Below are 22727 nucleotides of genomic sequence, written 5' to 3' on the forward strand. Positions count from 1 at the left end.
GCTCCGTATATGATAGAATACAAAAGATGGGTAAATTAATCAATCATTTGGTGCGTGCGCTGGGGGAACGGGTGGACATTTTGATAATGCCTCGCCTGGGGGCCTCTAAAAAATTTAAAGTGCGCGTGCTTACGCTTGTGTTGGTGTTTGTGCTGTGGCTGGTAATTACCTTGTGCGGTTTTGTTTTTTTTATCCGCACATACGACTATAATATTACCAAGGCCGAAAACAATTTAATGCGTGTAAAAATGAAACTCATTGCCGACGAGTTGGAACGCGGACGCAAATACCTGGACCTTACCCGCACCACCGATACGCAAATGCGGCAAATGCTGGGTATGCCCGGCGGGAAGTTTATCAATTTACCCAAAGGGTGGGAAGCCGCCAAAGAAAAAGAAAATGCCCGCTTTAAGGAAATGTGGGATAAAGATTTAACCGAGTTGGACGCAGATGAGTTTGGGGAATATATTGATGTGATTGAAGATGCGGCCAAAACGCGTTTGGCTTCGTTCCAAGAGATTGCTTGGTACTTTGCCAACCGCCGCGAGGGATTGAACTCTACGCCCTCTATCCGGCCGTCTTCTGCCCGTATCAGTTCGGGTTTCGGCTACCGCTTGGACCCGTTCGGACACCGCAGTACCAAACGTCATAACGGACTTGATTTTGCGGGTAAGCCCGACAGCCCGATTGTGGTTACTGCGGACGGTGTGGTGCGCCACGCCGGGTGGGTTCCCAGTTACGGACAGGCTATTTTGGTGGACCACGGGCTTGGTTATTCCACGCTTTATGCCCACACCACGGGTATTCGCGTAAAGGCGGGTGATGTGGTCAAGCGCGGTGATAAAATCGCCACTATGGGTTCTAGCGGACGTTCCACCGGCACGCATTTGCATTACGAGGTGTGGAAAGACGGACAAGCCGTCAATCCGCGTAACTATTTTAAATAATTCTAGGAGGAGTTTATGGGGTTTTTGAAGAAGGATTCAGATTTTTCGTCCGGTGAACATTTTTCCGTCGTCAGTGCGGAGTGTTATTTTCAAGGTACGTTAAGCGTGCAGGGGTCTCTGCGCGTGGACGGCACCTTGGAAGGCTCTGTGGATAATGCCCGCCACGTTATTGTGGGTACGGACGGCAAAATTGTGGGTGATGTAACGGCGGAAATTATTGTTTGCGGCGGTGTGATTGAAGGTAATGTGTGCGCCGATATGCTGGAAATTTCTTCTGCGGCTTCTATTAAAGGAGATATCCGCGCTAAAAAAATGATTGTGGAAGAAGGCGGGCGCATTGACGGACAATGCACCATTGGCGGAGCAGAGGACGAAGCCGCCGGCAAGGACGAAGAAAACGAGGAAGAATCTAAATAACAACAGGAGTTTTGCATATGATTTCGTTTCTGATTAAGCATAAAAAAATTATTCTCATTGTTACGTTGGCTTTCTTTTTAGGAAGCATTGTGTATTTAGGGGCAGATGCCTACCGCCGCGGTAATTTCAGCAGTACCGCCGCCAAAGTCGGTTCCGAGGATATTACTTACCGCCAACTCTACCGCGTGGCGGAGGACCGCGCCCGTGCCTTGCGTAACCAAGGTATTGACGTGGACGAGGATACAATGAAATATTTGCGCCAGCAGATGTTGGCCGCGCTTATCAGCGAAGAAGTATTGAACCAGGCCGCGCAAAAATCGGAATTGGCTGTGTCCGATTACGAAGTAGCCTACGATATTAAAAACTCTCCTTTCTTTACGCAGAACGGTTATTTCAGCAAGACTGCATATGAGTATGCACTCAAACGTACTTTGGGTTTAACCCCGGCCGAGTTTGAGGCGCAGTTGCGCAAAGGTAAAATGGCGGACCGCTTCCGCGGAGTGCTGTATTCCTTTTATAAATTAACGCCCGAAGAAATTAAATATGCTTATAAAACACAGCACGGCTCTATGAAGAATTTTGACAAGAACCGCGCCGATTTTGCCCTGCAATTAATGGAAACCAAAATGGAAACGGCCCAAAAGGCGTTTTTTGACCAGTTCAATAACGAAGTGGAAATTAAAACTTTCTTACAGGATTAACCCGTGAAAAATGATGTATTGGTAGTAGGTTCAGTAGCCTTTGATACGATAGAAAACGCCAACGGAAGCGTACAGCGCGTGTTGGGCGGGGCGGCAAGTTATGCCTCCGTCTGCGCGAGTTATTTTTCCAATCCGTCCGTGGTGGCCGTGGTGGGAACGGATTTTACTTCCACGGACCGCGCCCCTTTTGTTAAACGCGGGGTGGACCTTTCCGGTTTAGAGGTAAAAGAGGGAAAAACGTTCCATTGGGGCGGCAGTTACGATAAAGATTTTAATACGGCTGTAACCAAGTTTACGGATTTAAATGTATTCCAAAATTTTAACCCGGTATTAACCGACGAGCAGAAGAACGCCAAGGCTGTGTTTTTGGCTAATATTGACCCGGAACTCCAACTGTCTGTTTTAAAGCAGGTCAAGCACCCGCGTTTGGTGGCGTGCGATACAATGAACTATTGGATTTCGTCTAAAAAAGCGCAACTGCTGGAAGTAGTCAAAAAGATAGATATCTTCTTTTTAAACGAAACCGAAGCGCGCCAATTAACGGGCGAATACAACCTGATTAAAGCCGGCAAGATTTTGCTCTCGCAAGGGGTAAAATATGTGGTAATTAAACTGGGGTCCAACGGAGCAATGCTGGTAAGCAAAAAGGGCATTGCGCAGTTGCCGCCGTTTATCTTGGAGCACGTCCACGATACCACCGGGGCGGGCGATACCTTTGGCGGTGGTTTTACTGGCTATTTGGCGAGCCTGAAAAACTGGAATTCCTTGCAGGCCATTAAGCGCGCGATGATGATTGGCAACGTAATGGCCTCGTTTACGATTGAATCTTTCAGCGTGGACCGCCTGGCCAATTTAACCAAGCGCGACATTAACAAACGCCTGAAAGACTATGTAAAAATGTTGCAGTTCTAGTGTTTTAAATTACGAAACTTGCGAAACGGAATCAAAAAACCGGCCCGAGGCTTTCCGCCCCGGGCCGGTATTTTTAAGGACAACTTAACTATATCAAATTTTAGTGCCGGCGGTTATCTTCTATCAAAATTTATTTGCCTGTTTTACCGGATTTTAAAACCAGTTTGCGCGACGGCTTTTTAAACGAGTTCCGGCGAGTGGGCTTCTTTTTAACGGGTAGTTTTACACCGTAAAAGTTCAAAATTCCCTCGTACAAGGCTTGTACCAAAGGCGCACGCCCGTCGGCGGTTTTAGCCATTTGTTCCTGTTCGGGCAGAATAATGTAGGCACTTTCTACCAAAATGCTCGGCATCTGCGGAATACGCGGAATAAACAAAACATCGTTGGCAATCATCCCGTTATCCGGCAGCGGCACATTTCGTGTGTAAGAATCATACACGGCCTGGGCCAGTTGAAAACTGTGCGGATAGTTGTAATAAACCGAATAGCCGCGCGCGCGTGAAAGAGGGTTAATGGTTTCCGGCAGGGCGTTATAGTGCAGGCTGACAAAGATATGCGCCTGCTGGGCAAGGGCCAGTTCGTAACGCGCCTGTAAACCCATACGGTTGTTGCCGTGGCGGGTCATAATTACGGTGGCGCCTGCTTTTTCTAAAAGCGGTTTCAATTCGTTAGCCAGGGCCAAATTAGCCTCATATTCCAAATAGCCTGTCGGACCGACGGCGCCGTCGTAAGGTACGGCGCGGCGCGGGCTGTGCCCGGCATCCAGCAAAATGCGCGCCCCCTTTAACGGCTGTTCCTTAGTGGGGGTTAAGGCGGGTTTGTGGATTAAGTCCAACAGCAGGTTGCTTTCCTCAAAATTATACGAGTGTCCCCATAGGGGCGTGCCTTTTTTGAAGTAAATTTTAAAAAGCAGTGTGTCTTGCTCGGGTTGGGACCAGGTGATGCTGTCCACAATGGGGCTTAATGTATCAAAACTGAAATTTTCGTCAAACCCGTTTACATAGTAAAAGGTCAGTTCCAAGCGGTCATTAAACTCGTGTACGCTTATAGGCCCTTGGCGGGAACCCACAAAAACCAGGCGCGTTTTTTCGTCCGTGGATATCGTGCGCAACGAAGTAACTCTCCCGGGTTTGTAGTCGGCGGACGAGAGCGGTTTTAGTTTCTCTTCTTCCAGCCACGCGGATTCGCTTTCGTTTAAGGCTATGCGGTATTGCTTGTTTAACCGCCCGTTTATAAGCACTTCGCCATATGCGCGGTAAAAGGGATATAAGTTTTCCCTTGGAGTGGGAATTTTGCGCAGTTTTACCCCGGGAGATAAAATTTTGGCACGGGTAAACGGAGCCTTTTTGTTTAACACTTTAATTTTGGCGGGGGCCGTAATTTTGGCCTCGGTTTCGCCCGGACCGTTTTGCATTTTATAAATTACCTTGGCGGTTTTGGCCTTTTGTGTGTCATCAATTAAATATTTAGCACGGTACATACCGGGGGACGAAACGTCCTCTTTCATGGGCATATTTTTGGCATCATTTAATCCGGTTAACGTATAAGTTACCTCCGCACCCGGTGTTCCGCGTACGGACAAGCCAATCACATCTCCCGGCAGTAATTCCACAGGCGTTTGCGGGAATACTTCTTCGGGGTCAAACTCGGCCTTGGCGGAGAAGTCTTTGATATCCGCCCCGGGCACGGTAATACGGCGTACGGCCTGGACGGTTTCTTTGCCGTTCCAGGCGGTTAGCACAAAGGCAAATTCTCCGTTTTGCACAGGCAAATAGGCCAAAAAGGCACCGTTGTCGTGCAAGGGGACAGTCTCACCGTTAATATCAAGCGTTAAGGCTCCGGGTAAATTGACTTGCCCGAAGATAAAAATTTTTTTGGCTCCCCGTGCTACCGTCATTTTCTCGTGCGGATATTGCACCGTTATCGGGGCATTTTGCGTCTGCGGCCCGGCCTGTGCGGGCAGGTAGGGAGCGGTGGCAATAGTGCTGCCATAGATAAAGGAGGAAAAAAAGATTAGAAAAAAAGTAAAAAAAACTATTTTTTTCATCTTATAAAATGATAACATAATTCTATGGTGAATTGCGAAGACGTTTTACATTTCTTAGATACATATTTGAACAGTGCCCAAATCCCGGATATGAGCCATAACGGTTTGCAAGTGGAAGGGACTCCGCGCGTGGGAAAAATTGTATTTGGAGTGTCTGCTTCACTTGCGTTATTCCGCCAAGCCAAAGAGGCCGGGGCAGATATGGTTCTTGTCCACCACGGGCTTTTGTGGGGGCAGGAGCAGGCTGTAACGGGACTTTTTAAAGAACGCGTTGCTTTTTTGCTCAAAAACGATATCAATTTGGCGGCGTACCACTTGCCGCTTGATAAACACCCCGTAGTGGGGCACAACGCTTGCTTAATTCGCGCATTGGGTGCCCAGCGGGAACAGCCTTTTGGTGTATATCACGGGCAAACGATTGGCTTTTGCGGTGTGTTGCCCGAACCGCAAACTTTGGACCAAGTAGCCCAAACCTTGGAAGCATATTGCCAAACCAAGGCGGTGCGCCTGCCGTTTGGCACGAACCGTATTGAATCGGTTGGTATTGTGAGCGGCGGAGCGTATAGTATGCTCCCGCAGGCGATTGAAAAGCGTTTAGATTTGTATATTACAGGCGTATTGGACGAGCCCGCCCAAGAGTGGTGCCGTGAGGGGCATATTAATTGCTTGGCCTTGGGCCATTACAATTCAGAAAAGCCTGGCGTTTTGGCTTTAATGGAGTTAATTGCCAAACGCTTTGACGTGCAAACAGAATTTATTGATGTACCCAATCCATTATAAGAACGGACCGGAGGAAAAAATGGAAAAAGAATTATTCAAAAAAATTGATTCCTATAAACAGACTGTCATTGATTTGCAAACCCATATGATTGCCTGCCCGGCGGTATCGCCGCACGCGGGCGGCCCCGGCGAAAATGCCAAAGCAGAGTATCTGTTTTCCGTTTTGAAGGAAATGAATTTTGACGAACTCTACTATATTAATGTAAAAGACCCCAAAGCCAAAGACGGCGTGCGCCCCAACATTGTTGCCAAATATTACGGCGAAAATAAAAAGAAAACCTTGTGGGTAATGGCGCATATGGACATTGTACCTCCCGGCGATTTAAATTTGTGGAAGACCGACCCTTATAAAGCCGTGGTAAAGGGCGATAAAATTTACGGACGCGGTTCCGAAGATAACCAACAGGGGTTGGTGTCCGCGTTGCTGACGGTAAAAGCAATGATGGAAAGCAATGTCCGCCCGCCGTGCACTTATGCCCTTTTGTTAAATGCTGATGAAGAAATCGGCAGTGAATTTGGTATCCGTGCGATTTTAAAGAAATACGGCAAAACCTTTGGCAAGGAGGATGCTTTCTTGGTTCCAGACGGCGGTAACCCGGAAGGTACAATGGTGGAAATTGCCGAAAAGAATATGCTGTGGGTAAAATTTACCGTACAGGGCAAACAGACCCACGCTTCCACTCCGCACTTTGGTAACAACGCGGCGCGGGCTTCGGCCCACTTGGTGGTAAAACTGGGCGATTTGTATAAGATTTTCAACAAAAAAGATAAGGTGTTTGCTCCTGAAAGCACTTGCACCTTTGAGCCGACAAAACGTTTAGCCAATGTGCCCAACGTAAATACGATTCCGGGTACAGATGTGTTTTATTTGGATTGCCGCGTACTTCCTTGCTATAAAAATGCCGATGTTTTGGCTGAAATTGCCAAAATGGTAAAAGCCATTGAAAAGCAATTTAAAGTAACGGTAAAGGTGGAGACGGAAATCAACGAATCCTCGTTGCCGACGGATAAAAACGCTTCTATCGTCAAATTGACGCAGGCTGCGGCCAAAACGGTTTATAAAAACTCTCCGCGCGCTATGGGCGTAGGCGGCGGCACCGTGGGTGCGTATTTGCGCAACGCGGGTTACCCGGTGGTAGTGTTCTCTAAACTGGATGATATGGCCCACCAGCCCAATGAATATTCCAGCATTAAAAATACGCTGGGCGATGCCAAAGTGTTTACCTTGGTGGCGTTAAATTTTAAATAGGGGCGCGTATGAAGAAAGGTTTTACGGTCGTGGAAATCTTGATTACGGTGGTGGTGTTTGCCCTGCTGCTAGGCTTTACGGTGCCGAAATTCTTAACGCTCGTGCACAAAGCCCAAGAGGGCAGCACCAAGCACAAATTGGTTAAGGTCCGCAGTGCCATTGCCGCCTATTACGGCGAACACCAAGGAACGTATCCTACGGATAATTTGGCCAGTTTAGTGCCGGCGTATATTGAGCGTATTCCGCAGGCCACCGTGCCGGGTTATCCGCCGTCTTCACACGTTTCTACCGGAAACTTTGAAGAGTGTTTTACCAAAACAGGCGGTTGGGCCTATGTAAGCGACCCGGCCGACCCGCGCTACGGCGATTTCTTCGTAAATACCGATAAAGAAGACAGTTACGGTAAACCTTGGAATATGCATTAAGTTTTGTCCTCCGCCTGTTAAAACGGGCGGGGGATTTTTTTGTATAAGGAGTGTTATGGAAACCTTGATTTTAGTTTTTTCCGCTATCTTCGGTTTAATTTTTGGCAGTTTTTTAAATGTGTGCATTTACCGCATTCCGCGTGAGAAATCCATTGCGTGGCCGCCTTCGGCTTGTCCTAAGTGCAACGCACATATTAAATGGTATGATAATATCCCCGTGTTTAGTTTTTTGTGGTTGCGCGGCAAATGCCGGAACTGCAAACAACCTATTTCGGTGCAATACCCGCTGGTGGAACTTTTAACGGGAGTGCTGACCTTTTTGTTTGTTTGGCGGTATGGCCTGACCCCGTGGACGTTTGTGGTTTTGGCGGCGGTATATGCGCTGGTTATTTTGTCCGTCATTGATTTGGAACTGATGATTATCCCGGACCGTTTTTCCCTGGGGCTTATCGGCCTTGGCTTAGCGTTTGCGTGGCTGAATCCCAATTTTGAGGGTATCTGGTGGCAGAAGGAACTTGCGGCGCTTTTAGGGGCCGGAGTGGGGCTTTTTGGCGTGCTGGCGATTGCGCTTATCGGTACTTGGTGGTTTAAAAAAGAAGCAATGGGCGGCGGCGACGTTAAATTAATGGGCGGCATTGGCGCGCTTATCGGTTGGGAAGGTGTAATTACTACGCTGATTTTTGCTTCTTTCTTGGGGCTGATTTACGCTATTTTCCTAATGATTTTTAAGGGCAAAAAAGGCGCGGATGCTATTCCGTTTGGGCCATTTTTAAGTATGGGGGCGCTTATTAATTTATTCTATTTGGTATTGCCCTCTATGTTGGTAATAGAGTTCTAATTTTTAGAAAATGCTGTAAAGGGAAGCCGGAACGTGTTGTTTGCGTTCCGGCTTTTTTGTGGGCCGAGAAACCCGTAAAGTGTGGGGGAAAAAATTAAAAAATGAGATCATCCTGAACGGGTGGACATCAGGGCTTTAAGAGTTACCGATTGAGTTGTTAGTCGTTGTTGTCATTCCCGCGGGTTTGGCGAGTATATTCTTTCTTCGTCATCCCCGAAGCCTGCGAGCCGCCAATTCTTCGGAGATGAGAACTAAACAATGTCGTTTTTGTCGTTGTTGTTTGGCTGTTTATTGTAAAGGGGTTGTTTCGTTTTTTTTTTTTGTTAAAATTTTGATAAATCGCGGTTGGTGTACCCGGATGTATCTGTTGTATAAAATGCGTATAAAAGACCGTTTTGCTCAAATATAAAGGCCTAAAAAGGAGAAAAAATGAAAGGTTTTAGTAATGTTAGCCGTGCGGCCACTTGTGCTAGTGGCGTCATTCTGGAAAGTTGTAGTCCAGAATCTGTTGTTGCGAAACGACGAGATTCCGTACAGAAACCTTACGGAATGACGTCTGTTTGGGGTGGCCGCACGGTTAATACTTTCCACATAACAAATGCAGGTTTTACTTTAATTGAACTTTTAGTAGTTGTTCTTATCATTGGCATTTTGGCATCGGTGGCGGTACCGCAGTACGAAAAAGCCGTCAAAAAGGCGCGCCTGACCAAAGTAATTCCACTCGTGAAAACGCTGGCTAATGCGGAAGAGGTGTTTTATATGTCTAATGGGTATTACACCGGTAACGTGAGCGAACTGGATGTGGATATGCCCGCAGGCGGTACCTTGGCCGGGATAAGCACGGACGACGGCTATTTGCGCTTTCCAGATGGAACGGTGATAGATTTATTAGCGGGTATAGGGCATCAACCCGGCGGTGGCAGTTCCTTGTATGTAGTAGCGCGTTTGAAAGACGGACTCCGTTATATTCAGTATTTAGAACACTCTTCCCGCCCCAATATGCGGGTTTGCGACGGCAACGAAGCGGTTTGCAAAAGTATGGGTGGCTCACTGATTGCCGGCACTAACCAATACCAACTTCCTTAACAATAAAAACCCCCGCGTTTAATGCGCGGGGGCCTTATAAAATCCAACTTATTTTTGCGGTTTTAACAGCACCAGCCGTTCGGCTAGTTTTTCAAAAGCGCGGGCGCGGTGGCTGATTTTATTTTTTTCTGTTTCCGTCAGTTCCGCGAGGGTTTTTTTGCTATCGCCCACTAAAAACAACGGGTCATAGCCAAAGCCGTTTTCGCCGCGATAGCCAAAACCAATGTAGCCGTCTAACGAGCCTTCAAAGGTTTGTACGCACCCTTGCGGGGTGGCCAAACAGGCTACGGTGCGGAAACTGGCTCCGCGCTGCGGAAGCAACTGCCCTTCCAAGGCGGATAACAATTTGCGGTTGTTATCGTCCGTGTCGGCGTGCTCCCCCGCGTATCGGGCCGTATGCACGCCGGGTGCGCCGTTTAAAAATTTAACTTCCAATCCCGTATCGTCCGAAATAGCCGGAAGCCCTGTTTGGCGGGAAGCATAAACGGCTTTTATTTCCGCATTGTCTTCTAGCGTTAGGCCCGTTTCGGGCGGGAGTGTCAGCCCCTTAAAATCCGCCAAACTGACGTATTCTATCGGGGTTCCGTTTTTAGTTTTTACGGGCAAAATAGCCATTAGTTCTTTAAACTTATTTGAATTACCCGTAGCAATTAAAATTTTCATCAAACTTCTGCGCCTTATTTCATCATTACGACTTCGTCGGTCATATTCAGCGCCACTAAGTAGGCTTTATACATATCTTCTTCACTGAGCCACTCGGTAAAAGCGTGGGGGTTGTTCTGCCCCGTAAAGACGGTGTAAGCCCCTTTGCCCAGTTTAAGCATTAACATAGAGGCTGTTGTCCCGGCGCGTTCTTCTTTAAAGTTCGGTGTTACGCCTGCATTTTTAAGCGCGTTGGCAACCACTTGGTGCGCTTGCGGGTGGATGTTTTCGGCTACGTTGCCGTATTGTTTGGCAATAGCGCGTTCAATTTTCACACCGTATTTGGCGCTGATATCTTTGGCTACGCTGTCGGCATAATTCTTCCAGTTGTCAATGTTTTGTTGGTGAAAATCGCGCAGGCGGAAATCCAATTCGGCTACATTTACTTTGCCGTCGCTCATATCCATATGGTGCAATTCCACATAGCCCTGTTGCCCGCGGCTGTTGTTGGGCAACCATTCGTCTTTGGAGCAGGCGGCACCCAATTCGCAGGCGGGTTTCCAAGCATTTCTGTATCCGTTTTCGGCAGCCATAGACTGGTGTCCGTTTATCCCGTGCACGCGGTAAATTACTTTTTCGGCATTGAAGTTGCTCACCACCACTTCGCCATTTACGCCGCCGTCAAAGTCAAAGGCGATATCCGGGTTATAGGGGGTTTCTTCAATATAATCAGCCGAGCGGCCTACGTCCTCGTTCGGTGTAATGACGATTTGGATGTTTCCGTGTTTTTTAGACGGGTTTTCCGCCAAAGTCTGAATCAATGTTACAATAACGGAAACACCGGCTTTATCGTCGGCGGATAACATAGTTGTTCCGTCGGAGGTAACAATGGTTTTACCAATCATTTTTTTCAAATACGGGTCGGTTTCCACGCTCAGCGTGTGCCCCTCTTTCAGTTGAATAGGTTTCCCGTCGTATTTGGAGATTTTTTGCGCCTTGATGTTTTTGCCGATGATATCGGGGGTGGTATCATAGTGGCAACTAAAACCCAAAGTCGGGGTTTTCCAATTTACATTGGAAGGAATTTCCACATAAATATAGTAATGTTCGGATAAGGTAGTTTTAAAACCGAATTTTTGGATTTCGGCATAGAGTTTTTTTGCAGTTTCAATTTGTTCCGGTGTAATGTCTGCGGCATCGCTGCTTTGGCTGTCATAAGTGGTGTACTTCATAAAACGGTCTAGCATCGTGGTGCGGTATTTAGCGGCCAAAGAGGCGTTTTTTTGCCCCAGGTTTTTGCGTACGGAATCTTTTACATAGGTGCGTTCCCGCGGAGCATTGTTGGTAGGCCAGGCAACAGCGGCATAGGCTTGGCTGGCAAAAGAAATGCCGAAAACAAATACGGACAAAACGGCGAACAACTGTTTGATTGGCATAAAATCTCCTTTAAGTGATATTACTATTATTTTATGAATCTGCCTCTTTTACTGCAAGGGCCAAAAGACCTAAATAAAACTTGGGACCTTAATTAGATGCAAAGAGAGCAAATAAAAACCCCGCCAGGAGCGGGGGTTAAAAGTTTTATTTTTCTGCTTGCGGTACAGGTTGCATATCCCACAAGGTTATAAGCCGCAACACCGTGCGCAGGGAGGCTTCCATTACATCCACATCGGCATATTCCCGTTCGCTGTGCAGATTATACTGGCCGGAGAAAATATCCGGCGTGGGTAACCCCATAAACGAGAGGGTGGACCCGTCCGTTCCGCCGCGTGCCGCCATACGGCGAGGTGTAATATCCTCTTGACGCATAGCCGTTTCGGCCAAATTTACTACTTGTGCGGGCAGAACTGTTTTCATATTTTTATACTGGTCTTCAAACGTAAGTTCAAAGCCGGTGCCTTTGTAGTTCATTGCTTTAACGGTATTAAAAGCGCGGGTAACTTCGCTTACAAAGCCTTGCATCTCCTCGTCGGTAAAGGCGCGGATAATTCCTTTTACCGTGCTTTCGTCTCCGTTTGTAACAATGGAGTCCACCAAGATAAAACCGCGGCGTCCTGCTGTGTTTTCCGGGCGGCTTTGGCGCGGCAAGAGTGTGTGAAAATCCGAAGCCATTAACAGGTTATCCGCAAAGGCGGAGTTCATTGCTTCGCCGGGGTGTACGGCGCGCAATCCCTTAAATACGGCGGTAAAGGACTTGGCATTAAATGTTTCGTCTGTCAGTTGGCCTAGGTCGCCTCCGTCCAGCGTATAGGCATAATCAGCCCCAAATGCGGCTACGTCCATTTTCCCGGCGCCCGTTCCAACTTCTTCATCCGGCGTAAAGGCTACTTTAATGAGGCCGTGTTCCAGTTCAGGATGGTCGTAGAGGTATTGCACCATTGTCATAATCACGGCTATACCCGTTTTGTCGTCTGCACCCAACAAGGTGCCGCCGGAAGCGGTAATAATATCGTGCCCGCGTGCGCGGGAAAGTTGGGGGGAATTGGCTGGATTAATAACTAATTTTTTTTCGGCATTAATAACGATATCGCCCCCTTGGTAGTTTTTATGTACCTGGGGTTGGACGTCCTTGCCGGAAACTTCCAACGCCGTATCCATATGCGCGAGAAATGCCACTACGGCAGAGGAGTTTGCTGAGGTGGCGGGGATTTCTCCGGTAACAATGGCGTGGGCATCTACCTTTACGTTTTTTGCGCCGTATTTTTTGAGTTCCTTGGCAAGAGCCTTAGCCAATTTTACCTGGCCGGGCGTGCTGGGCACTTTATCTGTTTGGTCGTTAGATTGCGTATCAAACGTAACGTACTTGGTAAAGCGGTCGGTCAGTTGTTTTTTGGCCTCGGCTTTATTGTATTTAGTTACGGTTTTCCACTCCAAATCCTGTGCCTGCACAAAAATCGGCAAGCACAGGGCAGCCACACACGCGACTGTACCATAAAGTTTGTTCATTAGGCCAAATCCTCCAACGAAGCCGTAACCTGCGCCAAGGTAAGGCGGGCGGCGGCCAGTTCGTTTTTGGTTTTTTCCACTTGCTCTTTGGGTGCGTTTTTAATGAAACTTTCTTGGGACAGGCGCGCTTCGCGTGATGCAATGTTGGCCTTGGCAATAGCGAGGTCCTTTTCCAAGCGTTTCTTTTCCTTTTCAAAGTCAATTAACCCGGTAAGCGGTACATAAATGGCAATATTGTCCGCCACCGCAGTAGCCGTTTGTTTGGGTTTTGCTAAATTAATGCCGATATCCAAATTTTCAATTTTAGCCATTAATTTAATGTAGCCCTCATAGGCCTTTACAACAGCCAAATCAGTCTCGTCTTTGGCGGATAACACGGCTGCAATTTTGAGGCCGGGCGGCACATTGAACTGGGCGCGGATCGTGCGGATTTCGCGCGTAACATTCTGTACGGCCTGCATTTTGGCTACGGCTTCGGCGTTTACCAGTACCGGGTTAAATTCCGGATAAGACTGGTTTAGCAAAAATTCTTCCGTTTCGCCGACATAAGGGCGCAAGGAGGCGGCAATTTCTTCCGTGATGTAGGGAATTAACGGGTGTAAGGCCTTTAACGTGCCGTACAAAATATGTACGCAAAGCGCCATAACCTGTTCTTTTTCCGCCGTTTGGAAGCGTTGCTTGGCCAGTTCCACATACCAATCGCAAAAATCGCCCCACAAAAAGTGGTAAAGGGTATTTGCGGTCAACGCGAGGTTGTATTTTTCAATGCCTTCGCGTGCGGTTTTGATAGCATTGGTATAGCGGTCCAAAATCCATTGGTCGGCCAATTCCGTAACGTGCGCCGGCATTTTGAGCGGGCCTGTTAAGCCTTCCATATTCATTAAGATAAAGCGGGAGGCGTTGTAAATCTTGTTGCAGAAGTTGCGTGCGCCTGTAATGCTTTCTTCGGAATAAGGAATATCTTTGCTGGGAACGGCCTGCATTAAGAGCGAGAAGCGCACCGCGTCCGTGCCGTATTTGGCGGTCATATCCAAGGGGTCAATGACGTTGCCCAGGGACTTGGACATTTTTTTACCGCGCTTATCGCGGATAATCCCGTTCAAATACACGTCTTTAAAGGGCAATTTGCCCGTAAAATCAAGCCCGGTCATTACCATACGGGCCACCCACAGATACAAGATTTCGTATCCGGTTACCATTACGCTGGTGGGATAAAAGTGTTCCATTTCGGGCGTTTTTTCCGGCCAACCGAATACCGACATCGGCCACAAGGCAGAGGAGAACCAAGTGTCTAACACGTCGGGGTCCTGCACCAAATCGTGTCCGCCGCAAATGGGGCATTTTTCGGGCTTTTTAAAGGAAACAATCGGTTTAGCACCGTCTTCAAACGATACCTTGGTTAATTGTTCGTGGCCTTGTTGGTCGGTGGCAAAAGTAAGGCCTTTTTCGCTGCAATGGCGGCAATACCACACCGGAATACGGTGGCCCCACCAGATTTGACGGGAAATGCACCAATCCTGTATGTTTTTAAGCCAGCCCAAAAACGGGTTTTTCCAACTGGCCGGGTGAAATTGCAATTCGCCCGATTCCGCGGCTTTAATAGCCGGGGCGGCCAGTTTATCCATTTTTACAAACCATTGTTCGCTCATAAAAGGCTCAATAGGGCTGTGGCAGCGGTAGCAAGTGGAAACGGCATTATTATATTTTTCTTCTTTTACAAGAAGTCCCGCCTCTTCCAAATCTTTTACCGTTTCTTTCCGGCAGAGTTCGCGGTCCATACCCAAATATTTTTCGGGGCAGTTAATCATTTTGCCTTTATCGTTGATAACGGTCATAATGGGCAGATTGTGGCGCTGGCCGACTTCGTAGTCGGTGGCATCGTGCGCCGGGGTAATTTTTAAAGCACCGGTACCGAAGCCGAGTTCTACGGCTTCATCAGCAATAATCGGAATAGCGCGGTTGGCAAGCGGGATAATTACTTTTTTGCCCACCATATCTTTATAGCGTTCGTCTTTGGGGTTGACGGCAATGGCAGCATCAGCATAAATGGTTTCCGGGCGCGTGGTAGCAATAATAATACCGTCGGAACCGTCTTCGCCTTTATAGCGCAAGTACCACAATTTGCCCGCGTGCTGTTCGTGTTCCACTTCAATATCGGAAAGCGCCGTAGAACAGCGCACGCACCAGTTGATTAAGCGTTTGCCCCGGTAAATATATTTCTTTTCCCACCATTGGCGGAAACACTCGTAAACGGCTTGCGCGCGTTTTTCGTCCATCGTAAAGCGGATATCGGACAAATCCAACGCCCAGCCCATTTTGCGGAACTGGTTGAAAATAGCGTTGCCGCATTCCTTATACCAATCCCAAACGGTTTGCACAAAGGCTTCGCGGCCCAGGTCGTGGCGGGATTTGTGTTGTTCTTTGGCCAGTTTCTTTTCAATGACGTTTTGCGTGGCAATGCCGCCGTGGTCCGTACCCGGTACCCAATAGGCGTCCTCGCCAAACATACGGTGGGCGCGGATTAAAACATCTTGTAAAGTATTGGTTGAGGCGTGCCCCATATGGAGAGCCCCCGTAATGTTAGGCGGCGGGATAACAATAACAAAAGGTTTTTTAGTTTTATCATTTTTAGCGGCAAATAATTTGGCATTTTGCCATTTGTCGGCCAGTTTTTGTTCTACTTCTTGCGGTTCATACGCTTTGGGTAACATAAATTCTTCCTCGGTTTTTTGAATTTGCGTGATGTGACTTCACGCGTAACCTATATATATTTTACCAATTATGCCGCCCCACGGCACGGCATAAAAAACCCCGGGGACAGTCCCGGGGGAAAAATTATTTTTGTTCTTGCGGAAGCGGTAAAGTGCGGCACGAATCAAAGATGTCTAATTTGGGGTCGTACACTTTGCTTTGCAATTCCATTAATGTTAAAAGCGAGTGGGATATATTATCGTGCGAGAATTTCCCTTCGGCGGCTTTCTTTTTCAGGCACGCGTAATCAATATGGTCGGCTTCCTTCATTGTATTACTCATCCAGATTACCATTGGCACGCGGGTTTGCGTTTCGGGGGCAATCGCATACGGAAGTCCGTGCAAATAGACACCGTTTTCGCCTAATGATTCCCCGTGGTCGGATACATACATCATCCCGGATTCCCATTTGGGGTGTTCCTTTAAGATATCAATCACACTGGCGGAAATATGGTCCGCATACAAAATGGTGTTGTCGTAAGTATTGACAATTTGTTCCCGCGTGCAGGTTTGTATTTCTTCCGTGTCGCAGGTGGGGGTGAATTTTTTGAACTCCTTGGGATAACGGCGGAAATACGTCGGTCCGTGGCTTCCGATAGTGTGCAGAACGATAAACAGGTGCTCGTCCTTGGAGTTTTTTAAATAATCACGCAGTTCACCTAACATAATTTCGTCGTGGCAATAAAGCCCGTCGCAAAATTTTTTATTTTTTACGTCCATTTCTTTGTTAGGTACGCGGGTGCAAACCCCTTTACATCCGTTATCATTTTCCAGCCAAAAGACTTTGTAGCCCGTTTGCTGTAACAAATCCAACAGGTTTTCGGTATAGCGCGCATCCGTGGGGTTAAAATCATTGCGTGAAACAAACGAAAAAATAGCCGGTACAGAAACAGCCGTAGCCGTGCCGGCGGACGTAACGTGTGGAAAATTAACGATATCTTCTTTGGCTAGCCGCGGGTTGGTTTTCCGTTCATATCCGTTTAACGAGAAATTTTGCGCGCGGGCTGTTTCTCCCAAAACCAGTACAAACACCGTTTTCTTTTCATCCGGATACGGAATATGTTTGGCATCTTTATCCAACGTTGTAAACGGTCGGCGGTGCTGGGCTTCTATCTGGAAATAACGTATGGTGGCATAAATATAATTGTGCGGAATTACCAAGCGGCGCACTTGGCGGTTGTTGCGCCCGAAAGAAGCGTATTCTTTATATACAAACGGTGTTAATATCAAAAGGCACAAAAGCAAAATGCCCACGCGGGCCAAGCGTCCGGTCAATTCTTTTAAAAAGGGTTTAAAAATAATTTTTACGCGGCACAAAATAAGCGATGGCAAAATGCCCAATAGAACCAGCCACGAAACGGAACGCAGGGTAATTAAATCTTTTACTTCTCCGGGGTTTGTTTCAAAGGTGTTGCGAATCATATCCGCATCAATAAACACGCCAAACTGATAGGTTAAATAGTTTACCGCTGCCGATACAACCAGCAACAGTACCATCAGCGGTTTGCCCACATACGGCAATAGCAGTATGCAAAAGGCTGCATAAATAATGGTAAAAACCAGCACAGGTAAGGACAGTAAAAACACTCCGTCCGTAAAGCCGGATATGCTGATATGCGTAAAAACAAAACGCCAAAAACTGATGTTCATTAGTACCAAGAAATAGGCGGATAATATAGCCACCAAGCGGGTAGCGGGGACTTCGGGTCTGCGGGCAAGCAGAGAGAGTAGTTTTCTCATTTTTAGATATTCCTGTTTTAATATATACTTATATTTTACTAAATTTGGAAAAATGCCTGCCTGGCCGGTGCGGGCTGTGCAAATGGCCCCGATTATGCCATAATATAAGTATGGAAAATAAAGACCTGGTCCGCACGGAAGAAATTATAGAGCCGGAAATTTTGGACGAAAACGGCAACCCCATTGGGGGAGAACATACCCCCAAGGACTCCGCACGCCGAAAAGGCGATAACGGAGGAATTTTCGGCGGTGTTTTAGTATTGGCACTCGGATTTATAATGACGCTTCTCGTGGCGGCATTTAGCCTGTTAGTGGTGGTGCCGCTAATGCTTATCGGGCGGGTGTTGGGCTTCCAAGTGCGTACATTTAAACGCTAATTTCAACGAAATCTTTTCCTTCTGCTTCTTTTTTTGCTATAATAAACAGGTAGTCATCAGATCGCACACCGATTTTGGAGAGGTGGCCGAGCGGTTTAAGGCACAGTCCTGGAAAGACTGCATACGGGAAACCGTATCGAGAGTTCGAATCTCTCCCTCTCCGCCAGTTTTCTTACTAAAAAGTCTTACTTCTTTGTTGTTTGCTCGGTCGGATACCTCCGCGCTAACACCTAGAATTAGGGCTTTTTATTTTGAAAACTCCCAATCTTTTATTAGGAATAAAACCGAGGGCAGTTAGACGTAAAATGAAATTTCTCTTGTAGTATGAATTTAAAAAGCACCCGAAAGGGTGTTTTTTAATGGCTAAAAGTGAAATCCGGTACGGAGTGTAAAAGAGGCTTCCCACGGGGAGTTTAACTGAAAGAAAGGCCCTAGTTTGTCTTTAAAAAAATAAGATACTTGTCCTTCTAATCCCAAGAAAAAACCGCTGTAAATATCAACCTCTGTTCCCAGCCCGAACATTAAGTAAGGGCTTGTGGAAGAATCTTCCAACGACCGCAAATAAGAAAGAGACCTTTTCATTGCGCCGGCTTCTGCTACCGCATACGAGCGCGGAGTAGTATTAGGCGATAAATTGAATTTGCCCAGTACGCCCAAGCGGCGGGTTTTGTACGAGGAAATCAGCGGTTGGTTGTCTTGCTTCTTGCTAAAATAAATTGCCGGGCCTAGGGCAAAGCGAGAGGAAAGGCCGTATAATAGGCGGAAATCTGTAAAGTTTTTATCGTGGATGATGGTGTCGCCGGACGGGTCTTGCAAAGAAGAGGAGGCCAATCCCATACCGACGGAAACTTCTAAACGGGAAAAATTAACAGGTGTACCCTGTTCGGCACGGTAAATTTGAGCATATGATGAAACAGAAAATAAGAGCAAAGCGAGAAGCAACAAATGTTTCATAAATATATTTTAACAACTAATAATCCCTTATTAAATACCCCAATCTGATTAACTTAGAATAACTCTTTTTATATGAGCGTGCCAAAACAAGAAAAGCACGAAGGGTAATTTCCTTGGTATTTTAAGGAAAATGGAGAAAACTAAAAAGAAATATTTTCTTTTTTAAATAAATTTGCTAAAATAAATATGTAAGATTTATGCCGGGGTGCTGGAATTGGTATACAGGATAGTCTCAAAAACTATTGCCCGCACGGGCTTAAGGGTTCAAGTCCCTTCCCCGGTAAAAGATTTAGAAGCCACCATTTAGGTGGCATTTTTATTTTATACGGGGAAGCGCACCAACTGCTTGGTGCGCGTAGGGACTTGAAGGCCGGAGCGATGTTTGAGTTTGCGCGCAAAAAGTACCGCATCGCGCAAGGCGAAAACCGCGAGGCCCGGCCCGAAGGCTTTTTCCGTCAGGAAAAAGACCGTAGGGAAGTATCTTTCCCCGGTAAAAGATTAGAAGCCACCGTTCAGGTGGCATTTTCATTTTATACGGGGAAGCGCACCAACTGCTTGGTGCGCGTAGGGACTTTACTTTTAACCACTAAAAACCCCGGGCATAAGCCCGGGGAGTTTCATTGGTATGCCAAAAAAACTTAATAACTTAATAACCTCCGATTGTTCTTTGTAGCCAAGAATCGCATTCATAGGACTGCCATCGCTTAGCCCAACGATGGACGGCAATCACATCGCTTTTGCGGTATTGCAAATTGCCACTACCCCACCATTCATCATATAATTGGGGGCAAATTCTGTCGCTTTGCTTCCGCATTCTGGCATCTTCTTTGGCTTGCTCCTCTTTTTGACGTTTTCTTTTGGCGGCTGCGGCGGCTTCCGCGTCCAGTAATTGTTTAATTCTTTTTTGATTAACCGACATTTTTTTGATTATATTGATTTTATTTACTGGATTTCCTTGTTTGTCTTGCACTGCGCAGGATTTTCTGTCACAAGACAAAACCATTTCTTTTGGTTCCGCTTCATAACTTATCTGAACGCCCAAATTTTTCTCATTGAGGGATTCAAAAGGATTTGCGATGGAGAACGCTCCTTGCTCCTTCAACTCTATCCCGGTATTGTTGTAAATATAAGCAGGCACGGTCAAAGGCAACAATGGCCATATAAAAACGGACAATAATAGCAATTCTTCCCCACCCTCTATTTGTTTATAATTCAAATCCAACGTGAGAGCCTGTTTTGTTAAAGAGCCGGGATAGGTGCATTTGCCGACGGAGTTTAAATCATATTCTTTTAGGGCTTCTTTTAAACTATCGGGTAGTCGCTTGGAAAGTGGCGCCATTGTTTCCTGATATTGTACGGGAATTTCAATCTGGGCGTGGGTTTTATCTATTACTTTATGTTTTACTTGGTCGTCGTGGCCAATGGCCTGCCGGTCGTTGTAATATAGCCCGCCGTTAATTTGCTGCTTTCCCACAGGGGCTTCGTTATGTACTCGTAGTCCTTGCATAGTGTTACAGGCGCATAATGTACTGATGAGTACACATAAAATAAACATTTTTTTCATATTATTTTATCTCCTGAAAAAAGTTTTTCCATTCGTTAAATCGCGTCTCGGCATCCACCTTCCCATAGTTTGCGGGAGTGGTTAGACAACTAAATTCAATTCCCTTGTTTTTACACCAGCGTTCCAACTCTTCCACCTTTTTTTGAATATTTGGAATATGCTGAAATGTTCTTCGCGTAAAACAAACTTTTTTTAGTTTATTCAAATGAGAAATTTCCTGCGGAAGATTTTTGCATTTTACCACATTCCAATTCTCATCAAGGGTTATATCTTTATAAGAGGAAAGATCTTGCGCAGCTATATCAATTTCCTCAATTAAATCGGCAAAATCTATTTTATGCCGTTTTATGAAATCTTCTTTTTCTTGTTTCTCGCTGTATCTTAAACATTTCTCCCCAAAAATGGCAGACATTAATTCCCAAAAACTGGTGTGGCCCCGGCTGTAAAAGAAATTGGCGGGATTTTTGGAAACATCAGGATTAAATGTTCCGACAATCAAAATTTCCGTCTCCGGGTTGAGTTTTCTAGATAAAAATTTATGTTTCATTTTTATTCCTTTTTAATATTTATCCCAAAATTACGCTTAATATAAAGAAGAGTACAGTATTAATTAGGAAGCATCTAATCAAAATTCCTAAAAATACTAGCGGCAATCTGCCGACAGAAATTCTGGGGGAGTCTTTTCTGTTATATTTTGCATTGAACTTTTCTTGCGGCATAGCGCAAAACAAAATACTCTGTATAATAGGAACCAGCAACAATATCCAAAATGCGGGCGCGATTATGCTTATATAGATTAAGGCTTGTGCACAAGCCGCATACCAAGTTGCTTTTTTTTCTAAACCGAGGTAAATATATTGCCCACCAACAAACCAGAAGAGCAGTGTAAAAGCACCCGCCGCATATTTATTTTTTCTGGATGAACTTACGCAAAGAGTTTCTTTTTCCTTTGCTTTTTTCTCGCTGTAACCGCAATTAGGGCAAACCTCAGCCCTATCAGAATATTCTTTTCCGCATTCTTTACATTTAATTAACGCCATGATATTATCTCCTTATTATTTTTCAGGCTCAACTATAACAAGAAGCAAAAGTAGGCAAATAAAAACGGCTGTTATATTTGAGCCATGAACACTAACCCAAATAATAACAGCCGTGGCCCCCGCCATATATAAAATATGGCAGGAAGCACTCGACAGAGTACACCCAAGGGATCAGTTCGAGCGTACTCTGTCTAAATCGGCTGTTTTTGGAGTGTTCATGTGCCGTTGGTATCCCAATAGCGCACCGTATTCTACATACGGTTCCAAAAACAGAATAAAATTATATATAAGCCGCGTTTAAGGCTTATTTTGCAAATTACATTTCTCCAACTACTAACAATTTATCAGTATTATAAAACATTTGGGTATATTGTGGCAATCTATTCCGAGAATTTTTTCTGTTCTTTCTATCAACTATATATATTATTTTAGAAGGGTTATACAGGGAAGCGCACCAACAGCTTTCCTTTATTTGCCCGTAAAAGACCCCGCACCGGGCGGGGTTAATTTTTAAAAGAGTAACGGTGCTATCACAAAGGATATCATCAGTCCTAGCGAATAACTGGTTACATTGGTGGTTAAACTTAACATAAACGCATCGTGAAGGGATATTTTTTTGCGGTTCATTAGACGGATGATGAGTGTCTCCGCCAACAGGCAGAAAATCCACAAAAGCGCCGTTTCCTTTACATACCGCACCAGCAAAATCCACGAGGCTGCCGTTGTAAGCAAATTTGCTAACCCCACGCTGTACAAAATAGTGAAACTCTTTTGCGTATAGTTTAAAAAAGCCGCCGCAGCCAAGAGTTCCAAAATTAAAATAACGGCGAGTGAGGTCCACGCATCCCGGCGCGCCCAAGGGCCGACATTTTCCGCCAAACCCGCAGGGGTAACGTCTAGCGTATCCGCGCCAACTTTTACGTTAAAATGTGCCCGCAAGGTGTCCGGCGCGGCAAACACCTGGCTTTCGCGTTTGGAGCCGTCTGCAAACGCAATAACCAACTTTTGGAAAGGCTCGTAATCGTACGCAATAGAAAAACAAGTGTTTTCCGTACAGCGTAATTTTTGCAAGCCGTAGGAGCCTAGCGGTTTGGCAGAAAGACATTGGTTATCCTCACATTGGATTTGCTCGCTGTGCAAGGGGTCAATGGCCGGTTTGGTTGCGGTTTCGTAGATGAACGAAAATTCCATTTCCGGCTTGGGAGATACGTCCGCCCAAGCGGGGCAGAAGCAGAAAAACGTAAAGATAAAAAGTAATAATTTTTTCATTTTTTTACTCGGGATATTATATTTTGTATTATAACATTAATA

General features: G+C 46.1%; 22 protein-coding genes and 2 tRNA genes. 13 read left to right on the forward strand and 11 right to left on the reverse strand.

The genetic code is table 11. The features are described 5' to 3' along the window. The first annotated feature begins 26 nt into the window (after nt 1-26). Genes ACZOTW_RS03695 through ACZOTW_RS03710 form a run of 4 tightly spaced genes read left to right on the forward strand, consistent with a single transcriptional unit; the run spans nt 27 to nt 2977 of the window. The gene (locus tag ACZOTW_RS03695) at nt 27-947 is read left to right on the forward strand and encodes a M23 family metallopeptidase (RefSeq protein ID WP_177748633.1); all 921 of its coding nucleotides are present in this window, start codon (nt 27-29) and stop codon (nt 945-947) included. A gap of 24 nt (nt 948-971) precedes the next feature. After that, on the forward strand, nt 972-1364 hold the full coding sequence (locus ACZOTW_RS03700; RefSeq protein ID WP_177748635.1) for a bactofilin family protein: 393 nt from the start codon (nt 972-974) through the stop codon (nt 1362-1364). 17 nt (nt 1365-1381) lie between these two features. Further along, nucleotides 1382-2065 (forward strand): SurA N-terminal domain-containing protein, encoded by a 684-nt coding sequence (locus tag ACZOTW_RS03705; protein WP_428039585.1) that lies wholly within the window; start codon nt 1382-1384, stop codon nt 2063-2065. Nucleotides 2066-2068: 3 nt separating this feature from the next. Next, the gene (locus tag ACZOTW_RS03710) at nt 2069-2977 is read left to right on the forward strand and encodes a PfkB family carbohydrate kinase (RefSeq protein ID WP_428037522.1); all 909 of its coding nucleotides are present in this window, start codon (nt 2069-2071) and stop codon (nt 2975-2977) included. Nucleotides 2978-3107: 130 nt separating this feature from the next. Here ACZOTW_RS03710 and ACZOTW_RS03715 read toward each other — a convergent pair whose 3' ends face one another. Beyond that, nucleotides 3108-5024 carry an N-acetylmuramoyl-L-alanine amidase family protein gene (locus ACZOTW_RS03715; protein ID WP_483997522.1) on the reverse strand — a complete coding sequence of 639 codons (1917 nt, stop codon included), beginning with the start codon at nt 5022-5024 and terminating at the stop codon, nt 3108-3110. A gap of 24 nt (nt 5025-5048) precedes the next feature. Between ACZOTW_RS03715 and ACZOTW_RS03720 the strand changes: the two genes are divergently transcribed. From ACZOTW_RS03720 to ACZOTW_RS03740, 5 genes are all read left to right on the forward strand, one after another. Next, nucleotides 5049-5804: a Nif3-like dinuclear metal center hexameric protein gene (locus tag ACZOTW_RS03720; RefSeq protein WP_428040786.1), complete on the forward strand. Its 756-nt coding sequence runs from the start codon at nt 5049-5051 to the stop codon at nt 5802-5804. A gap of 19 nt (nt 5805-5823) precedes the next feature. Next, nucleotides 5824-7053, forward strand: coding sequence for a M20 family metallo-hydrolase (locus ACZOTW_RS03725; protein WP_428040787.1), 1230 nt, complete (start codon nt 5824-5826; stop codon nt 7051-7053). Nucleotides 7054-7061: 8 nt separating this feature from the next. After that, nucleotides 7062-7478 carry a type II secretion system protein gene (locus ACZOTW_RS03730; protein WP_177748653.1) on the forward strand — a complete coding sequence of 139 codons (417 nt, stop codon included), beginning with the start codon at nt 7062-7064 and terminating at the stop codon, nt 7476-7478. A 55-nt stretch (nt 7479-7533) separates the two neighbouring features. Beyond that, on the forward strand, nt 7534-8316 hold the full coding sequence (locus ACZOTW_RS03735) for a prepilin peptidase (RefSeq protein WP_483997523.1): 783 nt from the start codon (nt 7534-7536) through the stop codon (nt 8314-8316). 429 nt (nt 8317-8745) lie between these two features. After that, on the forward strand, nt 8746-9402 hold the full coding sequence (locus ACZOTW_RS03740) for a type IV pilin protein (RefSeq protein ID WP_483997524.1): 657 nt from the start codon (nt 8746-8748) through the stop codon (nt 9400-9402). 48 nt (nt 9403-9450) lie between these two features. Here the strand turns inward: ACZOTW_RS03740 and rdgB are convergent, their stop codons facing one another. From rdgB to ACZOTW_RS03765, 5 genes are all read right to left on the reverse strand, one after another. Beyond that, nucleotides 9451-10065: an RdgB/HAM1 family non-canonical purine NTP pyrophosphatase gene (rdgB, locus tag ACZOTW_RS03745; protein WP_177748766.1), complete on the reverse strand. Its 615-nt coding sequence runs from the start codon at nt 10063-10065 to the stop codon at nt 9451-9453. Between the two features lie 14 nt (nt 10066-10079). After that, on the reverse strand, nt 10080-11480 hold the full coding sequence (pepT, locus tag ACZOTW_RS03750; protein WP_177748657.1) for a tripeptide aminopeptidase PepT: 1401 nt from the start codon (nt 11478-11480) through the stop codon (nt 10080-10082). Between the two features lie 145 nt (nt 11481-11625). After that, the gene (gene pepT, locus ACZOTW_RS03755) at nt 11626-12990 is read right to left on the reverse strand and encodes a peptidase T (RefSeq protein WP_483997525.1); all 1365 of its coding nucleotides are present in this window, start codon (nt 12988-12990) and stop codon (nt 11626-11628) included. Further along, nucleotides 12990-15701 carry a valine--tRNA ligase gene (locus tag ACZOTW_RS03760; RefSeq protein ID WP_483997526.1) on the reverse strand — a complete coding sequence of 904 codons (2712 nt, stop codon included), beginning with the start codon at nt 15699-15701 and terminating at the stop codon, nt 12990-12992. Before ACZOTW_RS03760 ends, pepT (ACZOTW_RS03755) begins: the two co-directional genes overlap by 1 nt. Before the next feature lie 124 nt (nt 15702-15825). Next, on the reverse strand, nt 15826-17481 hold the full coding sequence (locus ACZOTW_RS03765; RefSeq protein ID WP_483997527.1) for a phosphoethanolamine transferase: 1656 nt from the start codon (nt 17479-17481) through the stop codon (nt 15826-15828). Nucleotides 17482-17591: 110 nt separating this feature from the next. On the opposite strand from ACZOTW_RS03765, the gene ACZOTW_RS03770 reads away from it, so the two are divergent. Both ACZOTW_RS03770 and ACZOTW_RS03775 read left to right on the forward strand, forming a co-directional pair. Then, complete coding sequence (locus ACZOTW_RS03770; RefSeq protein ID WP_428039577.1) at nt 17592-17858, forward strand: hypothetical protein; 267 nt, start codon at nt 17592-17594, stop codon at nt 17856-17858. Nucleotides 17859-17934: 76 nt separating this feature from the next. Further along, a tRNA-Ser gene (locus ACZOTW_RS03775) sits at nt 17935-18024 on the forward strand. Nucleotides 18025-18221: 197 nt separating this feature from the next. On the opposite strand, the gene ACZOTW_RS03780 is transcribed toward ACZOTW_RS03775, so the two are convergent. Continuing rightward, nucleotides 18222-18812: an outer membrane beta-barrel protein gene (locus tag ACZOTW_RS03780; protein ID WP_483997528.1), complete on the reverse strand. Its 591-nt coding sequence runs from the start codon at nt 18810-18812 to the stop codon at nt 18222-18224. A 199-nt stretch (nt 18813-19011) separates the two neighbouring features. Between ACZOTW_RS03780 and ACZOTW_RS03785 the strand changes: the two genes are divergently transcribed. Both ACZOTW_RS03785 and ACZOTW_RS03790 read left to right on the forward strand, forming a co-directional pair. Beyond that, nucleotides 19012-19095, forward strand: a tRNA-Leu gene (locus tag ACZOTW_RS03785). A 95-nt stretch (nt 19096-19190) separates the two neighbouring features. Further along, nucleotides 19191-19454: a hypothetical protein gene (locus tag ACZOTW_RS03790; protein WP_483997529.1), complete on the forward strand. Its 264-nt coding sequence runs from the start codon at nt 19191-19193 to the stop codon at nt 19452-19454. 4 nt (nt 19455-19458) lie between these two features. On the opposite strand, the gene ACZOTW_RS03795 is transcribed toward ACZOTW_RS03790, so the two are convergent. The 4 genes from ACZOTW_RS03795 to ACZOTW_RS03810 all read right to left on the reverse strand — a co-directional run bounded on the left by ACZOTW_RS03795 (nt 19459) and on the right by ACZOTW_RS03810 (nt 22685). Next, entirely contained in the window at nt 19459-20376 is a 918-nt protein-coding gene (locus ACZOTW_RS03795; protein WP_483997530.1) for a hypothetical protein, read from the reverse strand. Nucleotide 20377: 1 nt separating this feature from the next. Continuing rightward, nucleotides 20378-20923, reverse strand: a complete 546-nt coding sequence (locus ACZOTW_RS03800; protein ID WP_483997531.1) for a uracil-DNA glycosylase family protein — start codon at nt 20921-20923, stop codon at nt 20378-20380. Nucleotides 20924-20942: 19 nt separating this feature from the next. Beyond that, entirely contained in the window at nt 20943-21416 is a 474-nt protein-coding gene (locus tag ACZOTW_RS03805; protein ID WP_483997532.1) for a zinc-ribbon domain-containing protein, read from the reverse strand. A 510-nt stretch (nt 21417-21926) separates the two neighbouring features. Then, entirely contained in the window at nt 21927-22685 is a 759-nt protein-coding gene (locus ACZOTW_RS03810) for a hypothetical protein (protein ID WP_428039572.1), read from the reverse strand. Nucleotides 22686-22727: the final 42 nt, after the last annotated feature.

This window comes from Candidatus Avelusimicrobium sp., assembly GCF_056976295.1.

What these genes read in the sequence shown, in the direction of transcription:
- ACZOTW_RS03695 (WP_177748633.1), top strand. Translation starts at nt 27, where the DNA reads ATGGGTAAATTAATCAATCATTTGGTGCGTGCGCTGGGGGAACGGGTG.
- ACZOTW_RS03705 (WP_428039585.1), top strand. Translation starts at nt 1,382, where the DNA reads ATGATTTCGTTTCTGATTAAGCATAAAAAAATTATTCTCATTGTTACG.
- ACZOTW_RS03715 (WP_483997522.1), bottom strand. Translation starts at nt 5,024, where the DNA reads ATGAAAAAAATAGTTTTTTTTACTTTTTTTCTAATCTTTTTTTCCTCC.
- ACZOTW_RS03720 (WP_428040786.1), top strand. Translation starts at nt 5,049, where the DNA reads ATGGTGAATTGCGAAGACGTTTTACATTTCTTAGATACATATTTGAAC.
- ACZOTW_RS03725 (WP_428040787.1), top strand. Translation starts at nt 5,824, where the DNA reads ATGGAAAAAGAATTATTCAAAAAAATTGATTCCTATAAACAGACTGTC.
- ACZOTW_RS03730 (WP_177748653.1), top strand. Translation starts at nt 7,062, where the DNA reads ATGAAGAAAGGTTTTACGGTCGTGGAAATCTTGATTACGGTGGTGGTG.
- ACZOTW_RS03735 (WP_483997523.1), top strand. Translation starts at nt 7,534, where the DNA reads ATGGAAACCTTGATTTTAGTTTTTTCCGCTATCTTCGGTTTAATTTTT.
- ACZOTW_RS03740 (WP_483997524.1), top strand. Translation starts at nt 8,746, where the DNA reads ATGAAAGGTTTTAGTAATGTTAGCCGTGCGGCCACTTGTGCTAGTGGC.
- rdgB (WP_177748766.1), bottom strand. Translation starts at nt 10,065, where the DNA reads ATGAAAATTTTAATTGCTACGGGTAATTCAAATAAGTTTAAAGAACTA.
- pepT (WP_177748657.1), bottom strand. Translation starts at nt 11,480, where the DNA reads ATGCCAATCAAACAGTTGTTCGCCGTTTTGTCCGTATTTGTTTTCGGC.
- pepT (WP_483997525.1), bottom strand. Translation starts at nt 12,990, where the DNA reads ATGAACAAACTTTATGGTACAGTCGCGTGTGTGGCTGCCCTGTGCTTG.
- ACZOTW_RS03760 (WP_483997526.1), bottom strand. Translation starts at nt 15,701, where the DNA reads ATGTTACCCAAAGCGTATGAACCGCAAGAAGTAGAACAAAAACTGGCC.
- ACZOTW_RS03765 (WP_483997527.1), bottom strand. Translation starts at nt 17,481, where the DNA reads ATGAGAAAACTACTCTCTCTGCTTGCCCGCAGACCCGAAGTCCCCGCT.
- ACZOTW_RS03770 (WP_428039577.1), top strand. Translation starts at nt 17,592, where the DNA reads ATGGAAAATAAAGACCTGGTCCGCACGGAAGAAATTATAGAGCCGGAA.
- ACZOTW_RS03780 (WP_483997528.1), bottom strand. Translation starts at nt 18,812, where the DNA reads ATGAAACATTTGTTGCTTCTCGCTTTGCTCTTATTTTCTGTTTCATCA.
- ACZOTW_RS03790 (WP_483997529.1), top strand. Translation starts at nt 19,191, where the DNA reads ATGTTTGAGTTTGCGCGCAAAAAGTACCGCATCGCGCAAGGCGAAAAC.
- ACZOTW_RS03795 (WP_483997530.1), bottom strand. Translation starts at nt 20,376, where the DNA reads ATGAAAAAAATGTTTATTTTATGTGTACTCATCAGTACATTATGCGCC.
- ACZOTW_RS03800 (WP_483997531.1), bottom strand. Translation starts at nt 20,923, where the DNA reads ATGAAACATAAATTTTTATCTAGAAAACTCAACCCGGAGACGGAAATT.
- ACZOTW_RS03805 (WP_483997532.1), bottom strand. Translation starts at nt 21,416, where the DNA reads ATGGCGTTAATTAAATGTAAAGAATGCGGAAAAGAATATTCTGATAGG.
- ACZOTW_RS03810 (WP_428039572.1), bottom strand. Translation starts at nt 22,685, where the DNA reads ATGAAAAAATTATTACTTTTTATCTTTACGTTTTTCTGCTTCTGCCCC.